The organism is Cellulosimicrobium sp. PMB13 (assembly GCF_051294865.1).
Classification (GTDB): domain Bacteria; phylum Actinomycetota; class Actinomycetes; order Actinomycetales; family Cellulomonadaceae; genus Cellulosimicrobium.
Genome location: NZ_CP145910.1, coordinates 252,896 through 271,116, shown reverse-complemented (window position 1 = coordinate 271,116; position 18,221 = coordinate 252,896). Strand labels below are relative to the sequence as shown.

16 protein-coding genes are annotated in these 18,221 nt (G+C 73.9%); 6 read left to right on the top strand and 10 right to left on the bottom strand.

Translation table 11 applies throughout. The annotated features are described in order from the left end of the window. Positions 1–43: 43 nt before the first annotated feature. Positions 44–310, bottom strand: a complete 267-nt coding sequence (locus V5D56_RS01420) for a GlsB/YeaQ/YmgE family stress response membrane protein (RefSeq protein WP_435737283.1) — start codon at positions 308–310, stop codon at positions 44–46. Between the two features lie 169 nt (positions 311–479). On the opposite strand from V5D56_RS01420, the gene V5D56_RS01415 reads away from it, so the two are divergent. Further along, a complete protein-coding gene (locus V5D56_RS01415) occupies positions 480–899 on the top strand; it encodes an RNA-binding S4 domain-containing protein (RefSeq protein ID WP_435737282.1) in 420 nt (139 codons plus the stop codon). A gap of 103 nt (positions 900–1,002) precedes the next feature. Here V5D56_RS01415 and V5D56_RS01410 read toward each other — a convergent pair whose 3' ends face one another. The 7 genes from V5D56_RS01410 to V5D56_RS01380 form a co-directional block, all read right to left on the bottom strand. Next, a complete protein-coding gene (locus V5D56_RS01410) occupies positions 1,003–1,719 on the bottom strand; it encodes a lytic polysaccharide monooxygenase (RefSeq protein WP_435737281.1) in 717 nt (238 codons plus the stop codon). A 242-nt stretch (positions 1,720–1,961) separates the two neighbouring features. Further along, a complete protein-coding gene (locus V5D56_RS01405) occupies positions 1,962–2,699 on the bottom strand; it encodes a lytic polysaccharide monooxygenase (RefSeq protein ID WP_435737280.1) in 738 nt (245 codons plus the stop codon). A 277-nt stretch (positions 2,700–2,976) separates the two neighbouring features. Beyond that, the gene (locus V5D56_RS01400; RefSeq protein ID WP_435737279.1) at positions 2,977–3,258 is read right to left on the bottom strand and encodes an AI-2E family transporter; all 282 of its coding nucleotides are present in this window, start codon (positions 3,256–3,258) and stop codon (positions 2,977–2,979) included. A gap of 23 nt (positions 3,259–3,281) precedes the next feature. Further along, positions 3,282–4,781, bottom strand: coding sequence for a leucyl aminopeptidase (locus V5D56_RS01395; protein ID WP_435737278.1), 1,500 nt, complete (start codon positions 4,779–4,781; stop codon positions 3,282–3,284). A 69-nt stretch (positions 4,782–4,850) separates the two neighbouring features. Continuing rightward, the gene (locus V5D56_RS01390; RefSeq protein WP_435737277.1) at positions 4,851–6,596 is read right to left on the bottom strand and encodes an AbgT family transporter; all 1,746 of its coding nucleotides are present in this window, start codon (positions 6,594–6,596) and stop codon (positions 4,851–4,853) included. Between the two features lie 112 nt (positions 6,597–6,708). Continuing rightward, positions 6,709–8,511 (bottom strand): SLC13 family permease, encoded by a 1,803-nt coding sequence (locus V5D56_RS01385; protein WP_435737276.1) that lies wholly within the window; start codon positions 8,509–8,511, stop codon positions 6,709–6,711. A gap of 9 nt (positions 8,512–8,520) precedes the next feature. Next, a complete protein-coding gene (locus V5D56_RS01380; RefSeq protein ID WP_435737275.1) occupies positions 8,521–9,108 on the bottom strand; it encodes a 1-acyl-sn-glycerol-3-phosphate acyltransferase in 588 nt (195 codons plus the stop codon). 180 nt (positions 9,109–9,288) lie between these two features. On the opposite strand from V5D56_RS01380, the gene V5D56_RS01375 reads away from it, so the two are divergent. From V5D56_RS01375 to V5D56_RS01365, 3 genes are read left to right on the top strand one after another with little or no spacing between them, the layout of a single operon-like run. Next, positions 9,289–10,557, top strand: coding sequence for an ROK family protein (locus tag V5D56_RS01375; RefSeq protein ID WP_435737274.1), 1,269 nt, complete (start codon positions 9,289–9,291; stop codon positions 10,555–10,557). Then, positions 10,554–11,477: a polysaccharide deacetylase family protein gene (locus V5D56_RS01370; RefSeq protein WP_435737273.1), complete on the top strand. Its 924-nt coding sequence runs from the start codon at positions 10,554–10,556 to the stop codon at positions 11,475–11,477. Before V5D56_RS01375 ends, V5D56_RS01370 begins: the two co-directional genes overlap by 4 nt. Next, complete coding sequence (locus V5D56_RS01365; protein WP_435737272.1) at positions 11,474–12,943, top strand: MFS transporter; 1,470 nt, start codon at positions 11,474–11,476, stop codon at positions 12,941–12,943. The genes V5D56_RS01370 and V5D56_RS01365 overlap by 4 nt, the downstream gene beginning before the upstream one ends. An 83-nt stretch (positions 12,944–13,026) precedes the next feature. Here the strand turns inward: V5D56_RS01365 and V5D56_RS01360 are convergent, their stop codons facing one another. Next, positions 13,027–13,575, bottom strand: coding sequence for a MarR family winged helix-turn-helix transcriptional regulator (locus tag V5D56_RS01360; RefSeq protein WP_435737271.1), 549 nt, complete (start codon positions 13,573–13,575; stop codon positions 13,027–13,029). Positions 13,576–13,663: 88 nt separating this feature from the next. Here V5D56_RS01360 and V5D56_RS01355 point away from each other — a divergent pair, with 88 nt between their 5' ends. Continuing rightward, positions 13,664–14,608, top strand: coding sequence for an LLM class flavin-dependent oxidoreductase (locus V5D56_RS01355; protein ID WP_435737270.1), 945 nt, complete (start codon positions 13,664–13,666; stop codon positions 14,606–14,608). A 2-nt stretch (positions 14,609–14,610) separates the two neighbouring features. Continuing rightward, a complete protein-coding gene (locus tag V5D56_RS01350; protein WP_435737269.1) occupies positions 14,611–16,959 on the top strand; it encodes an LLM class flavin-dependent oxidoreductase in 2,349 nt (782 codons plus the stop codon). Positions 16,960–16,992: 33 nt separating this feature from the next. On the opposite strand, the gene V5D56_RS01345 is transcribed toward V5D56_RS01350, so the two are convergent. Further along, positions 16,993–18,219, bottom strand: coding sequence for a benzoate/H(+) symporter BenE family transporter (locus tag V5D56_RS01345; protein WP_435737268.1), 1,227 nt, complete (start codon positions 18,217–18,219; stop codon positions 16,993–16,995). Between the last annotated feature and the right edge of the window lie 2 nt (positions 18,220–18,221).

Sequence of the window (18,221 nt, the reverse complement as noted above, 5' to 3'; positions counted from 1 at the left end):
GCCGTCGCCGTCGCTGCGGGTCGGTCGGTCGACCGGAGCGCGGTCAGGCGCGCTTGCGGTTCGTGAACCAGGACCAGGCGAAGACCACGATGAGCGAGCCGAGGAGCGCGAAGCCCCACGTCCCCAGGTCGAAGAACTCCTCGTTCGCGTCCGTGCCGAAGACCGCTGTCGCGATGAAACCGCCCAGGAGCGCTCCGAGGACACCCAGGATCAGCGTGACGATCCAGCCGCCCTTCTGCTTGCCCGGGACGATCGCGCGGGCGATCGCGCCCATGATGAGCCCGATGAGGATCCAGCCGATGATTCCCATGTCACGTCTCCGTTCCTGTAGGACACATCCGGCCAAAGCGGGGCGGTCACCCCGAATGGCCTCGCTCCCACGGTGGCACGGACGACCGCCTCTCGCACGCGGAGAAGCCGGGCGGACGCGCGTCGTGGCAGGTCACCGGGGCGAGTCCAGCGTCTCGTAGGCTCGGACCATGGCGACGGGCGGTGCGACAGGGGGGGCCACGGGCGGTTCGACGAGCGGCTCGACGGGGAGCGCGCGCGTCGACAGCTGGCTGTGGGCGGTCCGCGTGTACAAGAGCAGGTCGCAGGCGACCGCCGGCGTCAAGGCGGGGCACGTGCGCGTCAACGGCGAGCGCGCCAAGCCGGCGACGAACGTCAAGACGGGGGACCGCGTCGTCGTGCGGGGCGGTCCGGTGGAGAAGGTGCTCGTCGTCGAGAAGGTCCTGGTGAAGCGGGTCTCCGCGGCGCTCGCGGCGGAGGCGCTGACCGACCAGAGCCCGCCTCCGCCGCCGCGCGAGCTGTCCGTCCCCCTCGCCCTGCGGGACCGCGGAGCCGGCCGTCCCACGAAGCGCGAGCGGCGCGAGATCGACCGGCTGCGCGGCCGCGGCTGACGACCGCCCGCCGGACTCGCCGAGCGACGCACTCGCGGCCGAGCGATGCACGTCGACGTGCATCACTCGGGCGCGGGTGCGTCACTCGGCGTGACGGGTGGGGTCAGCAGGCGCCGAGATCCTTCCAGACGCCCCACTGACCGCTCTGGGCGGGGTTCTCGCCCGTCGTCCACCACTTGGCCTCGTAGGTCTTCCCGGCGTGCGAGACGCGCGCCCCTCCGAGGTAGACGCCGCTCGTCGACCAGGCGGGTGCCGTGCAGTCGCCCGGCGGGTCGGTCGGCGGGTCGGTCGGGCCGCCGCCCCCGGTCCCGATCGTCAGGTCGACGCAGTTGTAGAACGCCATCGGCGTGTTGGACACGTTCCAGCGGGCCAGGATCGTGTGGTTGCCCTGCGGCAGCCCGGTCAGCGTGTGGGAGATGTTGCTCGGTGGCTGCGCGCCGCCCTGGCTGAACGTCTTGAACAGCACGCCGTCGACGAAGTACTCCCACGTGCTCGTGTTGTGCGCCGCGGTGAGCTTCCACTGGAAGGTCACCGACGACCCGACCTGGGTGCGCGGCCACGGCTTGCTCGCGTCGTCGAGGATGCTGAAGCCGCTGCCGCCGGAGCACTGCATCGAGCCCTTGGCGGCCTCGACGCTCTGCGGCTCGTACTTGATGGACCCGCAGTCGAAGGACGTGGTGCCCTTCGCGCAGTGGTCCTGGCGGCTCGGTGGCGACGTGATCCAGCCGTGCGCGGACGCGCTCGGCGCGACGGCGACGGGGGCGATGATCGTCAGCGCGCCGATCACGGCGGCCACGAGCGTTGCTCTGAGCTTTCTCATGATGTCTCGCTCTCCTTCCGGTGGTGCGTGGGGTCCTCACGGGGCCCGCCTCGTCGCGGGCCGCACTCGGAGTCGAACCCTTCGACGCTACGAAGAGGGAAGGACCGCGGACAATCCGGTGAAGCACGTAGGTGGTTCCGCGTAGGGCCTCGTCCCGCGCACCCCCTGCCCGCGCGGGACGGTGCACGACGGCGGCCGGGCAGGTCCTCGGGACCGGCCCGGCCGCCGTCGGCGTCAGTGCGTCAGCAGGTGCCCGTGAGCTTCCACGGGCCCCACTCCTCGGTGCCCGGGACGTTGTTCTGGGTCCACCACTTGGCCTCGTAGACGTTGCCGTCGTGGGAGACCTTCGCCCCACCGGTGTAGACGGCGGACGCGGACCACGCGGCGTCGGTGCACTCGCCCGGCTCGGGGTCGGTCGGCGGGTCGGTGGGGTCGGGGTCGGGCTCGCCCGGGTCGGTGCCGCCCGCGGTCACGGTGACGTCGACGCAGTTGTAGAACGCGTTCACGGTGTTCGACACGTTCCAGCGCGCGAGGATCGTGTGGTTGCCCTGGGGCAGCCCCGTCAGCGTGTGCGAGATGTCCTTCGGGGGCTGCACGCCACCGCCGTCGAACGTCTTGAACAGCTTGCCGTCGACGAAGTACTCCCACACGCTCGTGGCGTGGTTCGCGGTGAGGTTCCACTGGAACGTCACCGTGCTGCCCGTGGTCGTCCGCGGCCACGGCTTGCTCGCGTCGTCGAGGATCGTGTAGCCGCTGCCGCCCGAGCACTGCATCGAGCCCTTGGGCGCCTCGACGCTCTGCGGCTCGTACTCGATGGACCCGCAGTCGAAGGACGTGGTGCCCTTCGCGCAGTGGTCCTGGCGGCTGGGGGGTGACGTGATCCAGCCGTGGGCGGAAGCTGACGGGGCGACGACGATCGGGGCGACGATCGCCGTCGCGCCGAGGACGGCGGCGACGAGCGCCGCGCGGAGCCTTCTCATGGGGACTCGCTCTCTGATGTCGGAGGTGCCGGCATTTCGTACGGAGTCCGTACAGTCGGCGCTGACCTGGCCGACGGTAGGCAGCAAGACCGCCCGGATCAACGTGTGCCGACGTCGAAGCCCCTACGTAGGGGATCTCCCGTACCGGAGCCGGTTTCACCGTGAACAGGGGCCTGGCGGGCGACGGCCGGGGCCTCGGCAGGAGCGGCGGGCCCCGTCGGCCGGGTGAAATCGTGTGGGGAACCCGTAGCCGTCCTGGCGACCCGGACGGGCGTCGTCAGCCGGCTGCCGCGGCGGGTTCTCCGGTCACGCCTGCGGCCGCGCGCACGACGACGTCCGGCTCGTCCGGCTCGGGTGGCGTGCGAAGCGTGGAGAACACCGCCCAGCCCACGCCCATCACCGGGATCGCGACGATCGCGCCGACGAGGCCACCGAGGATCGTCCCTGCGCTGACGCCGACGCTCACGACGAACGGGTGCAGGCTCACGTGCCTGCCCATGACGAGCGGGTGCAGGACGTGACCCTCGATCTGGCCCACGAGCGCGATGCCGAGCCCCACGAGCACCGCGTTTTGCCCCGAGCTCAGCGCACGCCGTACGCCGAGGCGACCTCCGCGAGGAGGCGCGCGCCGAAGCCGGTCGCGCCCCGCGTGCGCCACGCGTCGTCCTTCTCGGACCGCATGGGTCCGGCGATGTCGAGGTGGGCCCACGGGGTGTCGCCGACCCACTCGGCGAGGAACAGCGCGGCGACGATGGTCCCCGCGGACTCGCCACCGAGGTTCTTGATGTCGGCGATCTCCGAGTCCAGCCACGAACGGTAGCGGTCGTCGAGCGGCATGCGCCAGACGCGCTCGTCGGTCGCACGCGAAGCGGCCTCGACCTGGGCCTGCAGGTCGTCGTCGTTCCCGAGCAGTCCTGCGGTGAGCGGGCCCAGCGCCATGAGCGCGGCACCGGTGAGGGTCGCGATGTCGACGATCGCGTCGACGCCGTCCTCGTTCGCCAGGGCGATCGCGTCGGCCATGACGAGGCGTCCCTCGGCGTCGGTGTTGACGACCTCGATCGTCCTCCCGGTGCGGGTGGTGAGGACGTCGCCGAGCTTCGTGGCGGAGCCGGACGGCATGTTGTCCGTGCACGCGAGGTACGCGGTGACGCGCGCGGGGACCTCGAGCTCGCGCAGGACGGTCATCGCGGCGAGGATCGCCCCCGCGCCGGTCATGTCCATCTTCATCGCGGCGTGCATCGCGTTGGAGGGCTTGAGACTGATGCCACCGGAGTCGTAGGTGATGCCCTTGCCGACGAGGCCGAGGTGACGTGTCCCGTCGGCACCGGTCGTCGGCGTGTAGGAGATCCGGATCATGCGCGGCTCGACGACCGACCCCGCGTTGACCCCGAGCAGGCCGCCGCAGCCCATCTCCTCGAGCTCGGCACGGTCGTAGACGCGCACGTCGAGCCCGGCGTCCGCGCCGAGCCGCACCGCCACGTCCGCGAGGTCAGGGGCGTTGAGGTAGCCGCCCGGTGCGTTGGCGAGGTCGCGGGACACCGCGGCGGCTCGGGCGAGAAGGTGTCCGCGCGCGGCGCCGCTCGCCGCGCCGTCGACCCGGTCCGGTGCGACGACCAGGACGATCTCCTCGAGCGCCGCCGGGGTGTCGGGCGCGGGAGAGCGCAGCTCGTCGTAGCGGTACCGCCCGAGCAGGACGCCCTCGACCACCGCCTGAGCGGCTTCGGCTGCGTCGAGCGTCCCGGCATCTGCGAGGGTGGTGGCGAGCACCGACTCGTGGGTCGCGGCACGTGCGAACGCCGCCGCGGCGTCGCGCAGGACCGCGGTCGTCGGGTCGTCGCCCATCCCGGCCACGACGACCGCCCCGCCGTCGCGGGGCAGCACGAGCGTCTGGCCGGGCTTCCCGGCGAAGCCCCACGCGGCGAGCGTCTCGCGCGAGAGCCCGACGACGGCCGGCACGTCCCCGGACGCCGTCACCGGGACTCCGAGCACGGACGGCTCCTCGGCGCCGGTGGCGACGACGCGCACCACCACGGCGGGCACGGAGGTCGCGGACGGGACAGGGTCGAACGGTGTCGTGCGCATGGCGGTGTCCTTCCGGGGTGGCGGGTCAGAGGTGGTCATGTGGCGGTCACCGGCAGCGGGCGTCGTGGCTCACAGGTAGATCGTGCTCCCCGGACCGAGCGGGATGCCCAGCAGGTACCAGACGAGGAGCAGCGCGGTCCACACCACGAGGAGCACGACGGTGTACGGGAGCATGAGCGAGATGATCGAGCCGACGCCGACCTTCTTGCGGTAGCGCTCGGCGAAGATGACGATCAGCGCGAAGTACGGCATGAGCGGAGTGACGATGTTGATCGGCGAGTCGCCGACGCGGTACGCCGCCACCGCGACGTCCGGGGAGATCCCGAGCTGGACGAACAGCGGGACGAAGATCGGCGCGAAGATCGCCCACTTGGGCACGACACCGCCGATGAAGATGTCGATCACGGCCGTGACGAGGATCAGCCCGACGATGAGCCAGACGGTGGGCAGGCCGGCGTTCTCGAGCGCGTCGGCCATGTTGACCGCGGCGATGGTGCCGAGCTGGGAATAGGTGAAGTAGGCGATGAACTGGCTGATCACGAGCAGGAGGAAGAACAGCCCGGCGAGCCCGGCGACGGTCTTCGTCATGGGGTTGATGACGTCCATGGACCCCTTGATGGTCCCCGCGCCCTTGCCGTAGCACAGCCCCATCACGAAGAAGTAGAGCAGGATGAGGAAGATGATGCTCCCCATGAGCGGCGAGTCCTCGACGAGGCTCCCCGTCTCGGGGTTCCGCAGCGGACCCCACGACGGGAGCGTCAGGAGCAGCACGAAGGCGGTGACGCCCACTAGGCCCCAGAACGCGAACCGCAGGCCGCGCTGCTCCGCGGCCGTGAGCTGGCCGGACGCGGCCCCGCCGGACGCGGCCCCGCCGGACGCGGCCCCGCCGCCCGTCGCCGGGGCCACCGTGCCGCCGTCGGCTCCCGGGTCGGTGCTCGCCACCGGCTCCGCGCCCACGGGGACGCCCGCGGCCTCGGCGGGGATGCCGTCGGGCAGCTCCTCGTCCTCGCGGTAGACGCCGAGCCGCGGCTCGACGAACTTCTCCGTGAGGATCGTCGCGGTGACAGCCACCACGAGGGTCGAGACGATGGAGAAGTAGAGGTTGCCGGTGATCGACACGTGCTGCGCCGGGTCGGCGATCGCCTCGTTGGTGATCTCCGCCAGCATCCCGTCGACGGGCGTGATGAGGAGGTTCACGCCGAACCCGCCGCCCACGCCGGCGAACGCGGCCGCGAGCCCGGCCAGCGGGTGGCGCCCGAGGGAGTGGAAGACCGCGGCCGCGAGGGGGATGAGGACGAGATACCCGGCGTCGGTCGCGATCGAGGACAGGACGCCGAGCAGCACGATGCTGAACGTGACGAACCGGCGGGGGGTGACCTTGACGAGCCGCTTGATGAAGGCGCCGATGAGGCCGACCTCCTCGGCGAGGCCCACGCCGATCATCGCGACCATGATGAGCCCGACCACGCCGAACCCGTTGAAGTTCGCCACCGGCGACGTGAAGATGAACCGGATCCCGTCGGCCGTGAGCAGGCTCTCGGCCTCGACGGTGACCTGCTCGACCTCCGGGTCGGGGCTCTGGTACTCCTCGTCGCCGATGAGCTCCTCGCCGCTCGGCTCCACCTGCTCGGAGACCGCGGCCTGCTCGAAGGTGACGGACGAGCCGGCGAGGTAGAAGACGTGCGAGAGCACGATGATCAGCGCGATGAGGACGAGGAAGATGATGACGGGGTGGGGGACCTTGTTGCCCGCCCTCTCGATGCCGTCCAGCACGCGCTGGAGCCCGGACCTCTTGACGACCGCCGTCTCGCTCATCCGCTGCTCCCCGTTGCTTGACGGCTTCGGACGCCGTGCCACGGCACGTCGCTGGTCGGGAGCGTAGCCACGTGCACCGGGTTCCGCGCGGGCAGCGTCGCCGCAGGTGCGGTCAGCCGAACGGCCAGACGACGGGGACGAGCAGCACCGCGACGACGAGCCACGCGAGCATGGTCACGAGCCCGAGCTTCCAGTAGTCCCCGAACCGGTACCCGGCAGGCCCCATGACGATCATGTTCGCCGGGGTCGCGATGGGCGTGAGGAACGACGCAGCGCCCGCGACGGCGACGAGCATGAGCACCGGTGCGAGGGAGACGCCCGCCTCCGCCCCCGCCGAGACCGCGATGGGGGTGACGATGAGGACGGTCGCGGTGTTGCTGACGATCTGGCCGAGCACCGCGGTGAGGACGAACAGCGCGACGAGCAGGACGTGCGGGCTCGAGTCCCCGACGAGCCCGACGATGAGGTCCGCGACCAGGTCGGCCGCCCCGCTCGTCTGGATCGCGACCGAGAGGGGGATCAGGCCGCCGACGAGGACGACCGTCTGCCACGAGATCGCGCGGTACGCCTGCGGCACCGAGACGACGCCGGTGAGCACCATCGCGGTCGCCCCGAGCAGCCCGGCGATCGCGGGGGAGACGACGCCGGACGCGAGCAGCGCGACCGTCGCGCCGAGGACGGCGAGGGCGCGCCACGCCGTCGGGCCGAGCGCCACGGTCTGCCGCCGCACGAGCTCGGGGCTGTCGACGACGAGCACGTCGTCGTCGTGCGACAGCGCCTCGACGGCGGGCCACGTGCCGTGCACGAGCAGCGTGTCACCCTCCGCGAGGGTCACCGGGCGAGGCCACTCGTCCCGCCCGAGGCGCCGGATCGCCAGCACCGTCACGCCGGACCGCACGAGGCCGGGGAAGAACGTCTGCCCGATCACGGAGGACCGGGGCGGCACGACGATCTCCGCGACCCCGACCTCCCGGCCGAGCAGGGCGGCCCGCGTCGCGCGGGTCAGGGGCGTGCGCACGACGGCGAGCCCGTCGTCGTCGACGAACTGCGCGATCCCCTCGCTCGGCCCGGTGACGACCAGGACGTCGCCCGGGCGCACGGGCTCGCCGGGGCGCGCGGGGCTGCCGCTCGCGTCCTGGACGCCGATGACGTGGACGTCCTCGGGCAGGTGGAGGGACGCCGGGTCGCGGCCCACGGTGCGCGACGACGGCTCGACGCGCAGCCGGAAGAACCCGTTGTCGAGGCGGTAGTGCTCGACGAGCGTGTCGACGTGCTCGGAGAAGTCCGCGGGCAGGGACTCGGGCGTCCGGACGGGCAGCAGGCGGCGTCCGCCGAGCACCGCGACGAGCACGGTCACGGCGACGAGCGGGACCCCGACGACCGCGAACTCGAAGAAGCCGAAGCCGTCGCCCGTGGCGTCGCGCAACGCGTCGGACACGATGACGTTGACGGTGCTGCCGCTCAGCGCGAGCAGCGCGCCGCCGCTCGCGGCGAACGCGAGCGGCATCGCCATCTGGGACGTGGCGAGCCCCGCGCGCCGGGCTGCGAGCACGAGGACCGGGATGAGGGCCGCGGCCGCACCGTTGGGCGTCACGAGCGCGGCAAGGAGCGCGGCGAGGACCATGACGGCGACGAGCAGCCCGGCGCGCGCCGTCCCGACCCGATCGAGCAGCACCTGGCCGGCCCACGCCGTGACCCCGGAGGACTCGAGGCCCTCGCTGAGCACGAACAGCGTCGCGATGAAGATGACGACGGGGTCGCCGAAGCCGCCCAGCGCCGTGGCAGAGTCGATGACGCCGGTCGCGTAGAGGGCGAGCGCCGTCAGGATCGCGACCGTGCCCACCGGCAGCCGGTTCCACACGAACAGCGCGACGGTGCACGCGAGGACGACGAGGCTCAGTGCGGCGTCCGACATGGCTGGACCCTACTCAGCGATCGGCGGCGCGTCCTCCTCGCGCAGACGCGGCTCGGTGCGCGACGCCGGTCGCAGCCCGGACTTGTCGGCGTAGAACGCGCGCACGACGTCCATGTCGGCGTGCACGTCACCGGTGAGCTCGATCGTCGGGCCGAGGCCGGTGGTCATCGTCGTGCGGTCGACGTACCCGAGCGTCACGGGCAGCCCGGCCTCGCGCGCGATCCGGTAGAAGCCCGACTTCCAGTACGACCCGGCGCCGCGCGTGCCCTCGGGCGTGACGACGAGCGAGAAGACCTCGCCCGCGGCGAGGCGCGCCACGACGTCGGTCACGACCCGGCTGGGGTCGCGCCGGTCGACGGCGATCCCGCCGAGCGCGCGCATGACCGGGCCGGCCGGCCCGGCGAACAACGTGTGCTTGCCGAGCCAGCGGAAGCGGATGCCCGTGCGCCACGCGATGGCGAGCATGAGGACGAAGTCCCAGTTCGACGTGTGCGGAGCGCCGATCAGGAGCGTCGGACGCTGCGTGTCGTAGGGCTGGGAGCGCAAGGTCCAGCGGCTCGTCGCCCAGTAGGCGCGGGCGAGGGCTCGGCGGATCACCCCGTCACGGTACCCGTGCACCGTGCCGGCACCCCCATCGGAGGTCCGGGGGCCGCGCCGGTCCACAGCCGGGGTGGATGCCGTCGACAACCGTCCCGTGGGATCGCTACCCTCCCGAGGAGTCGGCCATCCCGACCGAACGCGTCGGTTCCCGGCGCACCGACCGTCGACGGAGACCAGATGGACACGCTGCCCGCAGGTTCCCCCGCGCACCAGCGCACGCTCGACGCCCGCGCGGTGCTCGACGCCCGCGCGGTCCTCGACGCGCTGGGCCGGGAGGACGCGCCCACCCGGCCGGACGTCGTGACGGCCACAGGGCTCCCGCGGGGCGCGGTCACGCAGACGCTGCGCGCGCTCGTCTCGACGGGCGTCGTGGCCGAGGCAGGCCTCGACCGCGAGCGTCGCGGGCCGGCGGCGACCCGCTACCGGGTCGACCCCGACCACGCGTTCGGGCTCGGCGTCGACGTCGCGCGCGACCGCGTGCGCGTCGCGCTCGTCGACGTCACCGGCGCGGTGCGGGCGCGCGCCGAGCGGCGGGACGTCGCCGCGACCCCGGTCGCGCGGGCGCGAGCCGCCGCCGAGCTCGGTCGCGGCTGCGTGGCCGACGTGGCGACGCGTCTCGGGCGGGAGACGGGCATCGAGGTGAGCCGTGCCGTCGCGGCGATCCCGGCGGTCGTCGGTACCGACCAGGCGACCCTCCGGCGCATCCCGGGCTACGAGAAGGGCGGGACGACGCTGCACGACGCGCTCGTCGACGCCCTGGGCTGCCCGGTCGCGCTCGAGAACGACCTCAACCTCGCCGCGCTCGCCGAGCAGCGCGTCGGGGTCGCCGTCGGCGTGCCGACCTTCGTCGTCCTCGGGCTCGGTGGGGGGTTCGGCGCCGGGCTCGTGATCGACGGGAAGCTGCACCGTGGCGCCGCGGGCGGGGCGGGCGAGGTCTCGTTCCTGCCGCACCCCGAACGGGCCCTCGGGTCGGAGGTCCTCGGTACGACGTCGATCCGTGCCATCGCGGCGGAGCACGGGCTGTCGGAGGACGTGACGGTGCGCGACGTCGTCGACCGCGCCGAGCGGGGCGACGGGGCAGCGTCCGACGTCCTGGACCTCGTGGCGGAGCGGATCGCCGTCGTCGCCAGCACGATCGCTCTCGTCGTCGAGCCCGAGCTGTTCGTCCTCACCGACCAGGCCGCCCGGGCGCCGATCGCGGACCGCGTGACGCGCTTCCTCGCCGACCGGGTCGCCGTCCTCGGTCTGCGCGTCGCGGCGTCCACCCTCGGCCCGGACGCGGTCGTCGTGGGCGCCGCCTGCGCGGCGAGCGACGCCCTGCGCGACGACGTGGTCCGTGCGGCCGTGGCGGTCGACGCCGCGCCCGCCGACGACGCGACCACGGCCGGCGCCGTGGAGACCGCCCGCGCCGCCGACCGGCCCGACGCCGCCGAGGCCGTGTCGTGACCGCGCCGCTGACGTCGCGCCTCGGCCTCGAGCCGGGCGCGCGCGCGGTCATCCTCAACGCCGACGACTACGGCATGTGCCGGGCCGCGAACCGCGCGGTCGAGGAGCTGCTGCTCGCGGGGCACGTCGACTCCGCCTCCCTCATGGTCCCGTGCGCGTGGGCCCCCGACGCGCTCGCGTTCGCCGCCGCGCACCCGCAGGCCGACGTCGGCGTGCACCTCGTCCTCACGAGCGAGTGGACGCGCTACCGGTGGCGCCCGCTCACCGGGACGGGCACGTCGCTGGTCGACGCCGCGGGGTACTTCCCGGCGGACGTCGCCACCGTCGAGCGGCAAGCACGCGACGAGGACGTCGCCGCCGAGCTCTCGGCCCAGGTCGACGCGGCGCTCGCGGCGGGCGTCGACGTCTCGCACCTCGACAACCACATGGGGTCCGTCTACGGCCTCGAGACGGGGCGCACGTTCCTGGCCCCGGTGCTCGAGCTCGCGGCGCGGCACGGGCTGCCGTTCCGGCTCCCGCGGACGACCGATGGGATGGACCTGCCCCCGGGCGACCTCCAGCCGGTCCTCGACGAGGCGACGGCCGCGGCGGACGCCCTCGGCGTCGTCCTGCCCGACCGCCTGTGGACGCACCCCTTCGCGCTCGCGGGCGAGGGGACGCCGGGCGAGGAGGACTACGCGGAGGTCAAGACCGGCTTCCTCGATCTGCTGCGCCGCGTCCCGGCGGGGGTCACCGAGATCTACCTGCACCCCATGCTCGACGACGACGAGCTCGCCGACGTCGCCGACTACGGGGCGCCCAAGCGAGGCTTCGAGCACCGCCTGCTCGCCGACCCGGACGTGGCCGCACTCGTCGCCGCCGAGGGGATCGTGCGGGTGGGCTGGCGCGACCTGCGCGCCGTGCAGCGGGGCGAGCGGTGAGCTACCCCGCGGGCGGATCACCGGAACCCGGCGACCACGCGGCGTCGGGCCCGGGACTGCTCGCCCGGGTGCGCGACCGCAGGCTCGTCGGCGCGCCGTCGCGCGCGCAGGTGATCGCGTACGGGGCGTCGTCGTTCCCGTCGAGCCTGCTCTCGCAGACGTTCTCCGCGTTCGTCGTCTACTTCTACGTCGAGCACCTCGGCGTCTCCGCCGGCTGGGTCGCGGGGGCGATGGTCGCGCACGGGATCCTCAACGCCGTCCTCAACCCGCTCGTCGGTGCGGTCTCGGACCGTCGCCGCACGCGGTGGGGCCGGCGCGTCCCGTGGATCGGGCTCGGCATCGTGCCGCTCGTCGTGGCGTTCTCCCTCGTGTGGATGCCGCCGCCGTTCGGACCGACGGGTCTCGTCGCGTGGTTCCTCGTCGTCGTCGCGGTGTACGACGTGGCGTACGTCGCCGTGGTCCTCAACATCTCGGCGCTGTTCCCCGAGGTCTTCCGCACGACGGCGGAGCGCGCCCGCGGAAACTCTCCGCGCCAGATCTTCGGGCTCGTCGGCATGATCCTCGGCACGGCGGGCGCGCCCCTGCTGTACGGCACGATCGGCTGGACGTGGATGGCCGTGGCGCTCGGCGTCGTGAGCCTCGGGTTCTTCGTGTGGTCGCTCGCGGGCATGGTCGAGCGGCCGGTGGACGAGGCCGCGGTGCGCGAGCGCGAGGCGGGCGTCGGGCTGCGCGACCAGCTGCGGTACACGTTCGCGAACCGCGCGTTCGTCACGTACGTGCTCGGGTCGCTGCTCCTGCAGAGCACGACGTCGGTCGTGCTCGCCGCCGTGCCGTTCTACGTCCGGTACGTGGTCGGCGGTGCGGAGGCCGACGCGACGTTCCTCCTCGCCCCGATCTTCGTCGCAGCGGTGCCGTCGATCCTGGGCTGGTCGTGGGTCGTGCGGCGCGTCGGGCCGCGCACCGCGATGCTCTGGGTGATCGCGGTCTACGGGCTCGCGACGACGCTGTACCTGCTCCCGACCACGGTGCTCGGCGCCGCGCTCGCGGGCCTCGCCGTCGGTGTCGGGGTGGCGGGGCTCATGCAGGTGCTCGAGGTCGCGCTGGCCCAGGTCATCGACGACGACGAGCGCCGGACCGGACTGCGGCGCGAGGGCATGTACTTCGGGGCGAACGGCTTCGTCGTGCGCGGCTCGGTCATCGTGCAGGCGGTGCTCGTCGCGGCCGTCCTCGGCGCGAGCGGGTACGTCGAGGGCGCGGCGAGCTCGGTGGTCCAGCCCGAGAGCGTCGCGACAGGCGTGCGGCTGCTCCTGGGCGCCGTCCCCGTGGGGCTCGCCGTCCTCGCGTTCGGGTGCTTCTGGCTCTACCCGTTGCGCGGACGGGGCGACGGTGACGGCGAGGTACCGGTCGCCGAGGCGATCGCCGACGCCGCCGCGTCGCCCACCGCGTCCGACCCCCTGCCGAGGTAGACCCCTGGTCCCCGAGGTAGACCCCTGGTCCCCGAGGTAGACCCCTGGTCCTGTGACGGGGCTCTACGTCGCGGACCAGGGCTCTATCTCGCGGGGCCGGAGAGCTCGGCCTCCGCGACGACGCACGGGTCCGTGCCGGCGTCGACGTCGCGCAGGTCGCACGCGACCCGGCGCATCAGCTCGCGGAACGTGTGCCGCTCCTCGGGTGAGAGCACCCGCAGGAGCGAGTCCTCGGCGTCGTGCACCTGCGTGGCGAGCTCGGCGAGCCGACGGCGCCCGCTCGCCGTCGCGACGACGCGGCGCGCCCGCCGGTCGGCGGGGTTCTGCTGGCGCTCGACGAGGCCGGCCGCGACGAGGTCGTCGACGAGGTAGGTCATGACCGTGCGGTCGATGCCGTGGTACTCGGCGAGCGCGAGCTGCGTGGGCTGGTCGCCCTGCACGACCGAGACCAGCACCTGGTACCCGCGGGTGCCGTGCGGCACGTCGACGAGAGCGTCCTCGACGGTCGCGCGGTAGGCGCGCAGGAGGACGCCGAGGTGCCAGCCGAGGTCCTCGTGGCGGCGCGGCGTCGCGGCGAGGGGCAGCGCGTCGGGCGTGCCCGGGTGCGTCGTCGGCTCTGTGGACGTGGACATGCGCCCAGGGTACAGCGGGAATGCTGTTGCGCCACCTATCTGTTCCAGATATGTTCTGTTCGACAACACATCTTCGGATCGAGGACCCATGGACTACGGCCACGAGCTCCGCTTCGGCTCCTTCATCACCCCGTCGGCCGCGTCACCCCGTGACGTCGTCGACCTCGCCGTCCTCTCGGAGCAGGTCGGGCTGGACCTCGTGACGTTCCAGGACCACCCGTACCAGCCGGGGTTCCTCGACACCTGGACCCTCATGAGCTGGGTCGCGGCCCGCACCGAGCGGGTACGGATCGCCGGCAACGTCCTCAACCTCCCGCTGCGCCCGCCGAGCGTGCTCGCGCGCTCGGTCGCGAGCCTCGACCGGCTCTCCGGTGGCCGAGTCGAGCTCGGCCTCGGCGCCGGCGGGTTCTGGGACCCGATCGTCGCGATGGGCGGCGAGCGCCTCACGCCGGGGGAGAGCGTCGACGCCCTCGACGAGGCGATCGACGTGATCCGCGCGCTGTGGGACACGTCCACGCGTGACCGGCTCGTCGCCGGCGGCGAGCACCACCGCGTCGACGGCGCGAAGCGCGGCCCGGCACCCGCGCACGACGTCGAGATCTGGGTCGGTGCCCTCAAGCCGCGCATGCTGCGCCTCGTCGGCCGGACGGCGGACGGCTGGCTGCCGTCGCTCGCCTACCTGCAGAGCTTCGAGGCCCTCGCACGCGGCAACGCGACGATCGACGACGCCGCGCGCGACGCCGGCCGCGACCCGTCCACGGTGCGCCGCCTGCTCAACGTCGGCGGCCGCTTCACCCCCGACCGCGGAAGCGGCTTCCTCCAGGGCCCGCCGGAGCAGTGGGCCGAGCAGGTCGCGGCCGTGACGCTCGAGCACGGCGTCTCGACGTTCGTCGTCGCGGGCGACGACCCCACGACGCTCGCCGTCGTCGGTCAGGAGGTCGCGCCCGCGGCGCGCGAGCTCATCGCAGCGGAGCGCGGCACGACCGGTACCGCGGGAACCAGCACCACCAGCAGCACTGCCGAGGAGGCCTGAGGATGACCGACTACGGCCACCCGCTGCGGTTCGGCACCTTCGTCACGCCGCTCGCCGACGACCCCGACGCGACGGTCTCGCGGGCCGTGCTCGCGGAGGACCTCGGCCTCGACCTGGTGACGTTCCAGGACCATCCGTACCAGCCGCGGTTCCTCGACACGTGGACCCTGCTGACCTACGTCGCCTCCGCGACCGAGCGGATCCACGTCGCGCCGAACGTCGTGAACGTGCCGATGCGCCCGCCCGCGGTGCTCGCGCGCGCCGCTGCGAGCCTCGACGTGCTCTCCGACGGCCGCGTGGACCTCGCGCTCGGCGCCGGTGCGTTCTGGGACGCGATGGAGTCGATGGGGGTGCCGCGGCTGTCCGCCGGCGAGAGCGTCGACGCGCTCGCCGAGGCGGTCGACGTGATCCGTGCGATCTGGGGCGAGGACGTCGCGCGCGCCGTCCCTGCGGGTCCGCGCGGCGGCGTCCTGCTGCCGGGGGACCACCACCGCCTCGAGGGAGCCGAGCCCGGCCCGGCGACCACGCGCCGCATCCCCGTGTGGCTCGGCGCCCTCGGGCCGCGCATGCTGCGGCTGACCGGTGCGGTCGCCGACGGCTGGTTGCCGTCGTTCGGGCGCGTCGGGATCGACGGCCTCCGCGCGGGCAACGCCGCGATCGACGCCGCCGCGGCCGCGGCGGGCCGCGACGCGCGCGAGATCACGCGTGTCCTCAACGTGTCCGGCGTCTTCTCGACCGGTGAGGCGACGCCGCGCGGCATGGGCGCGCCGGACCTCGTCGGGCCGCCGGAGGCCTGGGTCGAGCGCCTGGTCCCGCTCGTCGTGGAGGAGGGCGTCTCGACGCTCGTCCTCGCGTCCGACGACGAGGCCACGACCCGTCGCTTCGCCGAAGAGGTCGTCCCGGCCGTCCGGTCCGCGGTCCAGCGCGTGCGCTCGACGACCGGCACGGACACGAGCCGTGTCGTCCCCGCCGCGGTGCGCGCCGCACGCCGGCCGGGCATCGCGTACGGCGCCGTCCCCGCCTCGCTCGCCGAGCGTGCCGTCGAGCCCGGCGACGCGCAGCACGCGGCCGTGCGGTCGACGTACCTGCGCGGCGGGTCGCCCGGCCTCGTGCTGCGTCCGCGGGACACGTCCGAGGTCGTCGCGGCGCTCGCGTTCGCTCGCGAGCAGGAGGTCACGCGGCGGATCCCGCTGTCCGTCCGCTCCGGCGGGCACGGCATCAGCGGGCGGTCCACGAACGACGGCGGGATCGTCGTCGACCTCGGCGCGCTCGACAGCATCGAGGTGCTCGACGAGCGGACCCGGCTCGTCCGGCTCGGGCCCGCCGCGCGCTGGGGCGAGGTCGCGACGGCGCTCGCGCCCCGCGGCTGGGCCATCTCGTCGGGCGACTTCGGGGGCGTCGGAGTCGGCGGGCTCGCGACCGCGGGCGGCATCGGCTTCCTCGGGCGCGCGCACGGGCTGACGATCGACCACGTGCGCGCGGTCGAGATGGTGCTCGCGGACGGCTCGGTGGTCCGCGCGAGCGACACCGAGAACCCGGACCTGTTCTGGGGCGTGCGCGGGGCCGGGGCGAACCTCGGCGTCGTCACGTCGTTCGAGCTCCTCGCCGACGAGGTCGGCGCGGTCGGGTTCGCCCAGATGGTGCACGACGCGTCGGACACCGCAGGGTTCCTCGCGCGGTGGGGAGCGACCGTCGAGGCGTCGCCGCGCGACACGACGAGCTTCCTCATCATGGGCCGTCCGCGGCCGGGCCAGCCGGTCGTCGCGCAGACCATGACGATGGTCGACTCGGACGACCCGGACACCGTGATCGAGCGGCTCCAGCCGTTCGCGGCGATCGCGCCGCTCCTCCAGCAGGCACAGGCGCAGATCCTGCCGTACGACGCCGTCGTGCAGGCGCCGCCGCGCGGGCCGCACGGTGGCTCGGGCGAGCCGGTGGCCCGGTCGGGGCTGCTCGAGCACCTCACGCCGGTCGCGTCGGCGCGGCTCGCAGGGCTCGTCACGAGCGGCGACACGTACTTCTTCCAGATCCGTTCGACGGGCGGCGCGGCGTCGGACGTCCCCGCCGACGCGACGGCCTACGCGCACCGGTCGGTGAACTTCGCCGTGAGCGCGATGGGCGCGAGCCGCGCACGCCTCGACGCCCGGTGGGACGCGCTCGCCGAGATCTTCCAGGGGTCGTACCTGAGCTTCGAGACCGACCCTCGCCCGGAGCGGGTCGAGGACGCCTTCCCGCCGGCCACGCTCGACCGACTGCGCGCGCTCAAGCGTCGCGTGGACCCGGGCAACCTGTTCCGCGACAACTTCTCGGTGCTCGGTCCGGACCCGGTCGACGTCGTCCCCGCCAGGTAGAACCGCCGGTCGCGAGGTAGAGCTCTGCGGGTCCTACTTCGCGACCGGCGGTTCTACCTCGCGACCGGCGGTGCTCCCCTCGGCCGGCAGCGCCCGTGCCCGACGGCGCACGTGCAGCACCGCGTGGACGGCCAGCCCGGCGAGGATCGCCCAGAACGCGGCCCCCACGCCACCGACGCTCACCCCTGCGGCGGCGACGAGCAGCGTGACGACGGCGGCCTCGCGACCCTGCGGCTCGGCGAACGCTCCCGCGAGCGCACCACCGAGCGCCCCGACGAGCGCGAGCCCCGCCGCCGCCTCGACGAGTCCCGCGGGCGCGGCGGCGACGAGCGACGCGAGCCCTGCGGACGCGACGGCGAGCACGAGGTAGGCCCAGCCGGCGGTGTGGGCGGCGACCCAGCGGCGTCGGGCGTCGGGGTGGGCCTCCGGCCCGGCGGCGAGCGCGGCGCTGATCGCCGCGAGATTGATCGCGTGACCGCCCGCGGGCGCGCCGACGAGGGTACCGAGGCCCGTCACGGTCATGGCCTCGCGCCACGGCACGCGGTAGCCGAACGACGCCATCACGGCGACGCCCGGCACGTTCTGCGACGCCATCGTCACGACGTAGAGCGGCACGGCGAGCCCGACGACGGCCTGCCACGAGAGTGCCGGGGCCGTGAGGTCGAGGCGAGGGACGGCGTCGGACCACGCGAGCGACCCGGAAGCGGTGGCGGTCACCGCGACGATCACGAGCGCCACGACGAGCGCGGCCGGCGCCGCCCACCGGGGCGCGAGGCGCAGGAGCACGAGCCACACCACGACGACGGGTGCGACGAGGAGCGGCAGGTCGACGAGCGCCCGTACGGGCGCGAGGCACAGCGTGAGCAGGACCCCGGCGAGCATGGCCTGCGCGACGGGTCTCGGGATGGCGCTCACGAGCTCGCCGAGCCGGGGCCACAGGGCGGTGAGGAGCACGAGCGCGGCCACGAGGCAGAACGCGCCCACCGCCGCCGGCCAGCCGCCCGCGACGGCGCCGGTCGAGACGAGCAGCGCCGCACCCGGCGTGGACCAGGCGAGCGTGATCGGCGTGCGGTGGCGCCACGTGAGCCACAGGATGCCGACGCCCTGCGTGACGCACAGGGCGAGCAGCCCCGAGGCGGCCTGCTCCGGCGTCGCGCCCACGGCCCGCAGCCCGGCGAGCACGACGGCGAACGCGCTCGTGAACCCCACGAGCGCGGTGACGACCCCGGCGAGGACGGGCTGCGTGCGGTCGGACGACATGG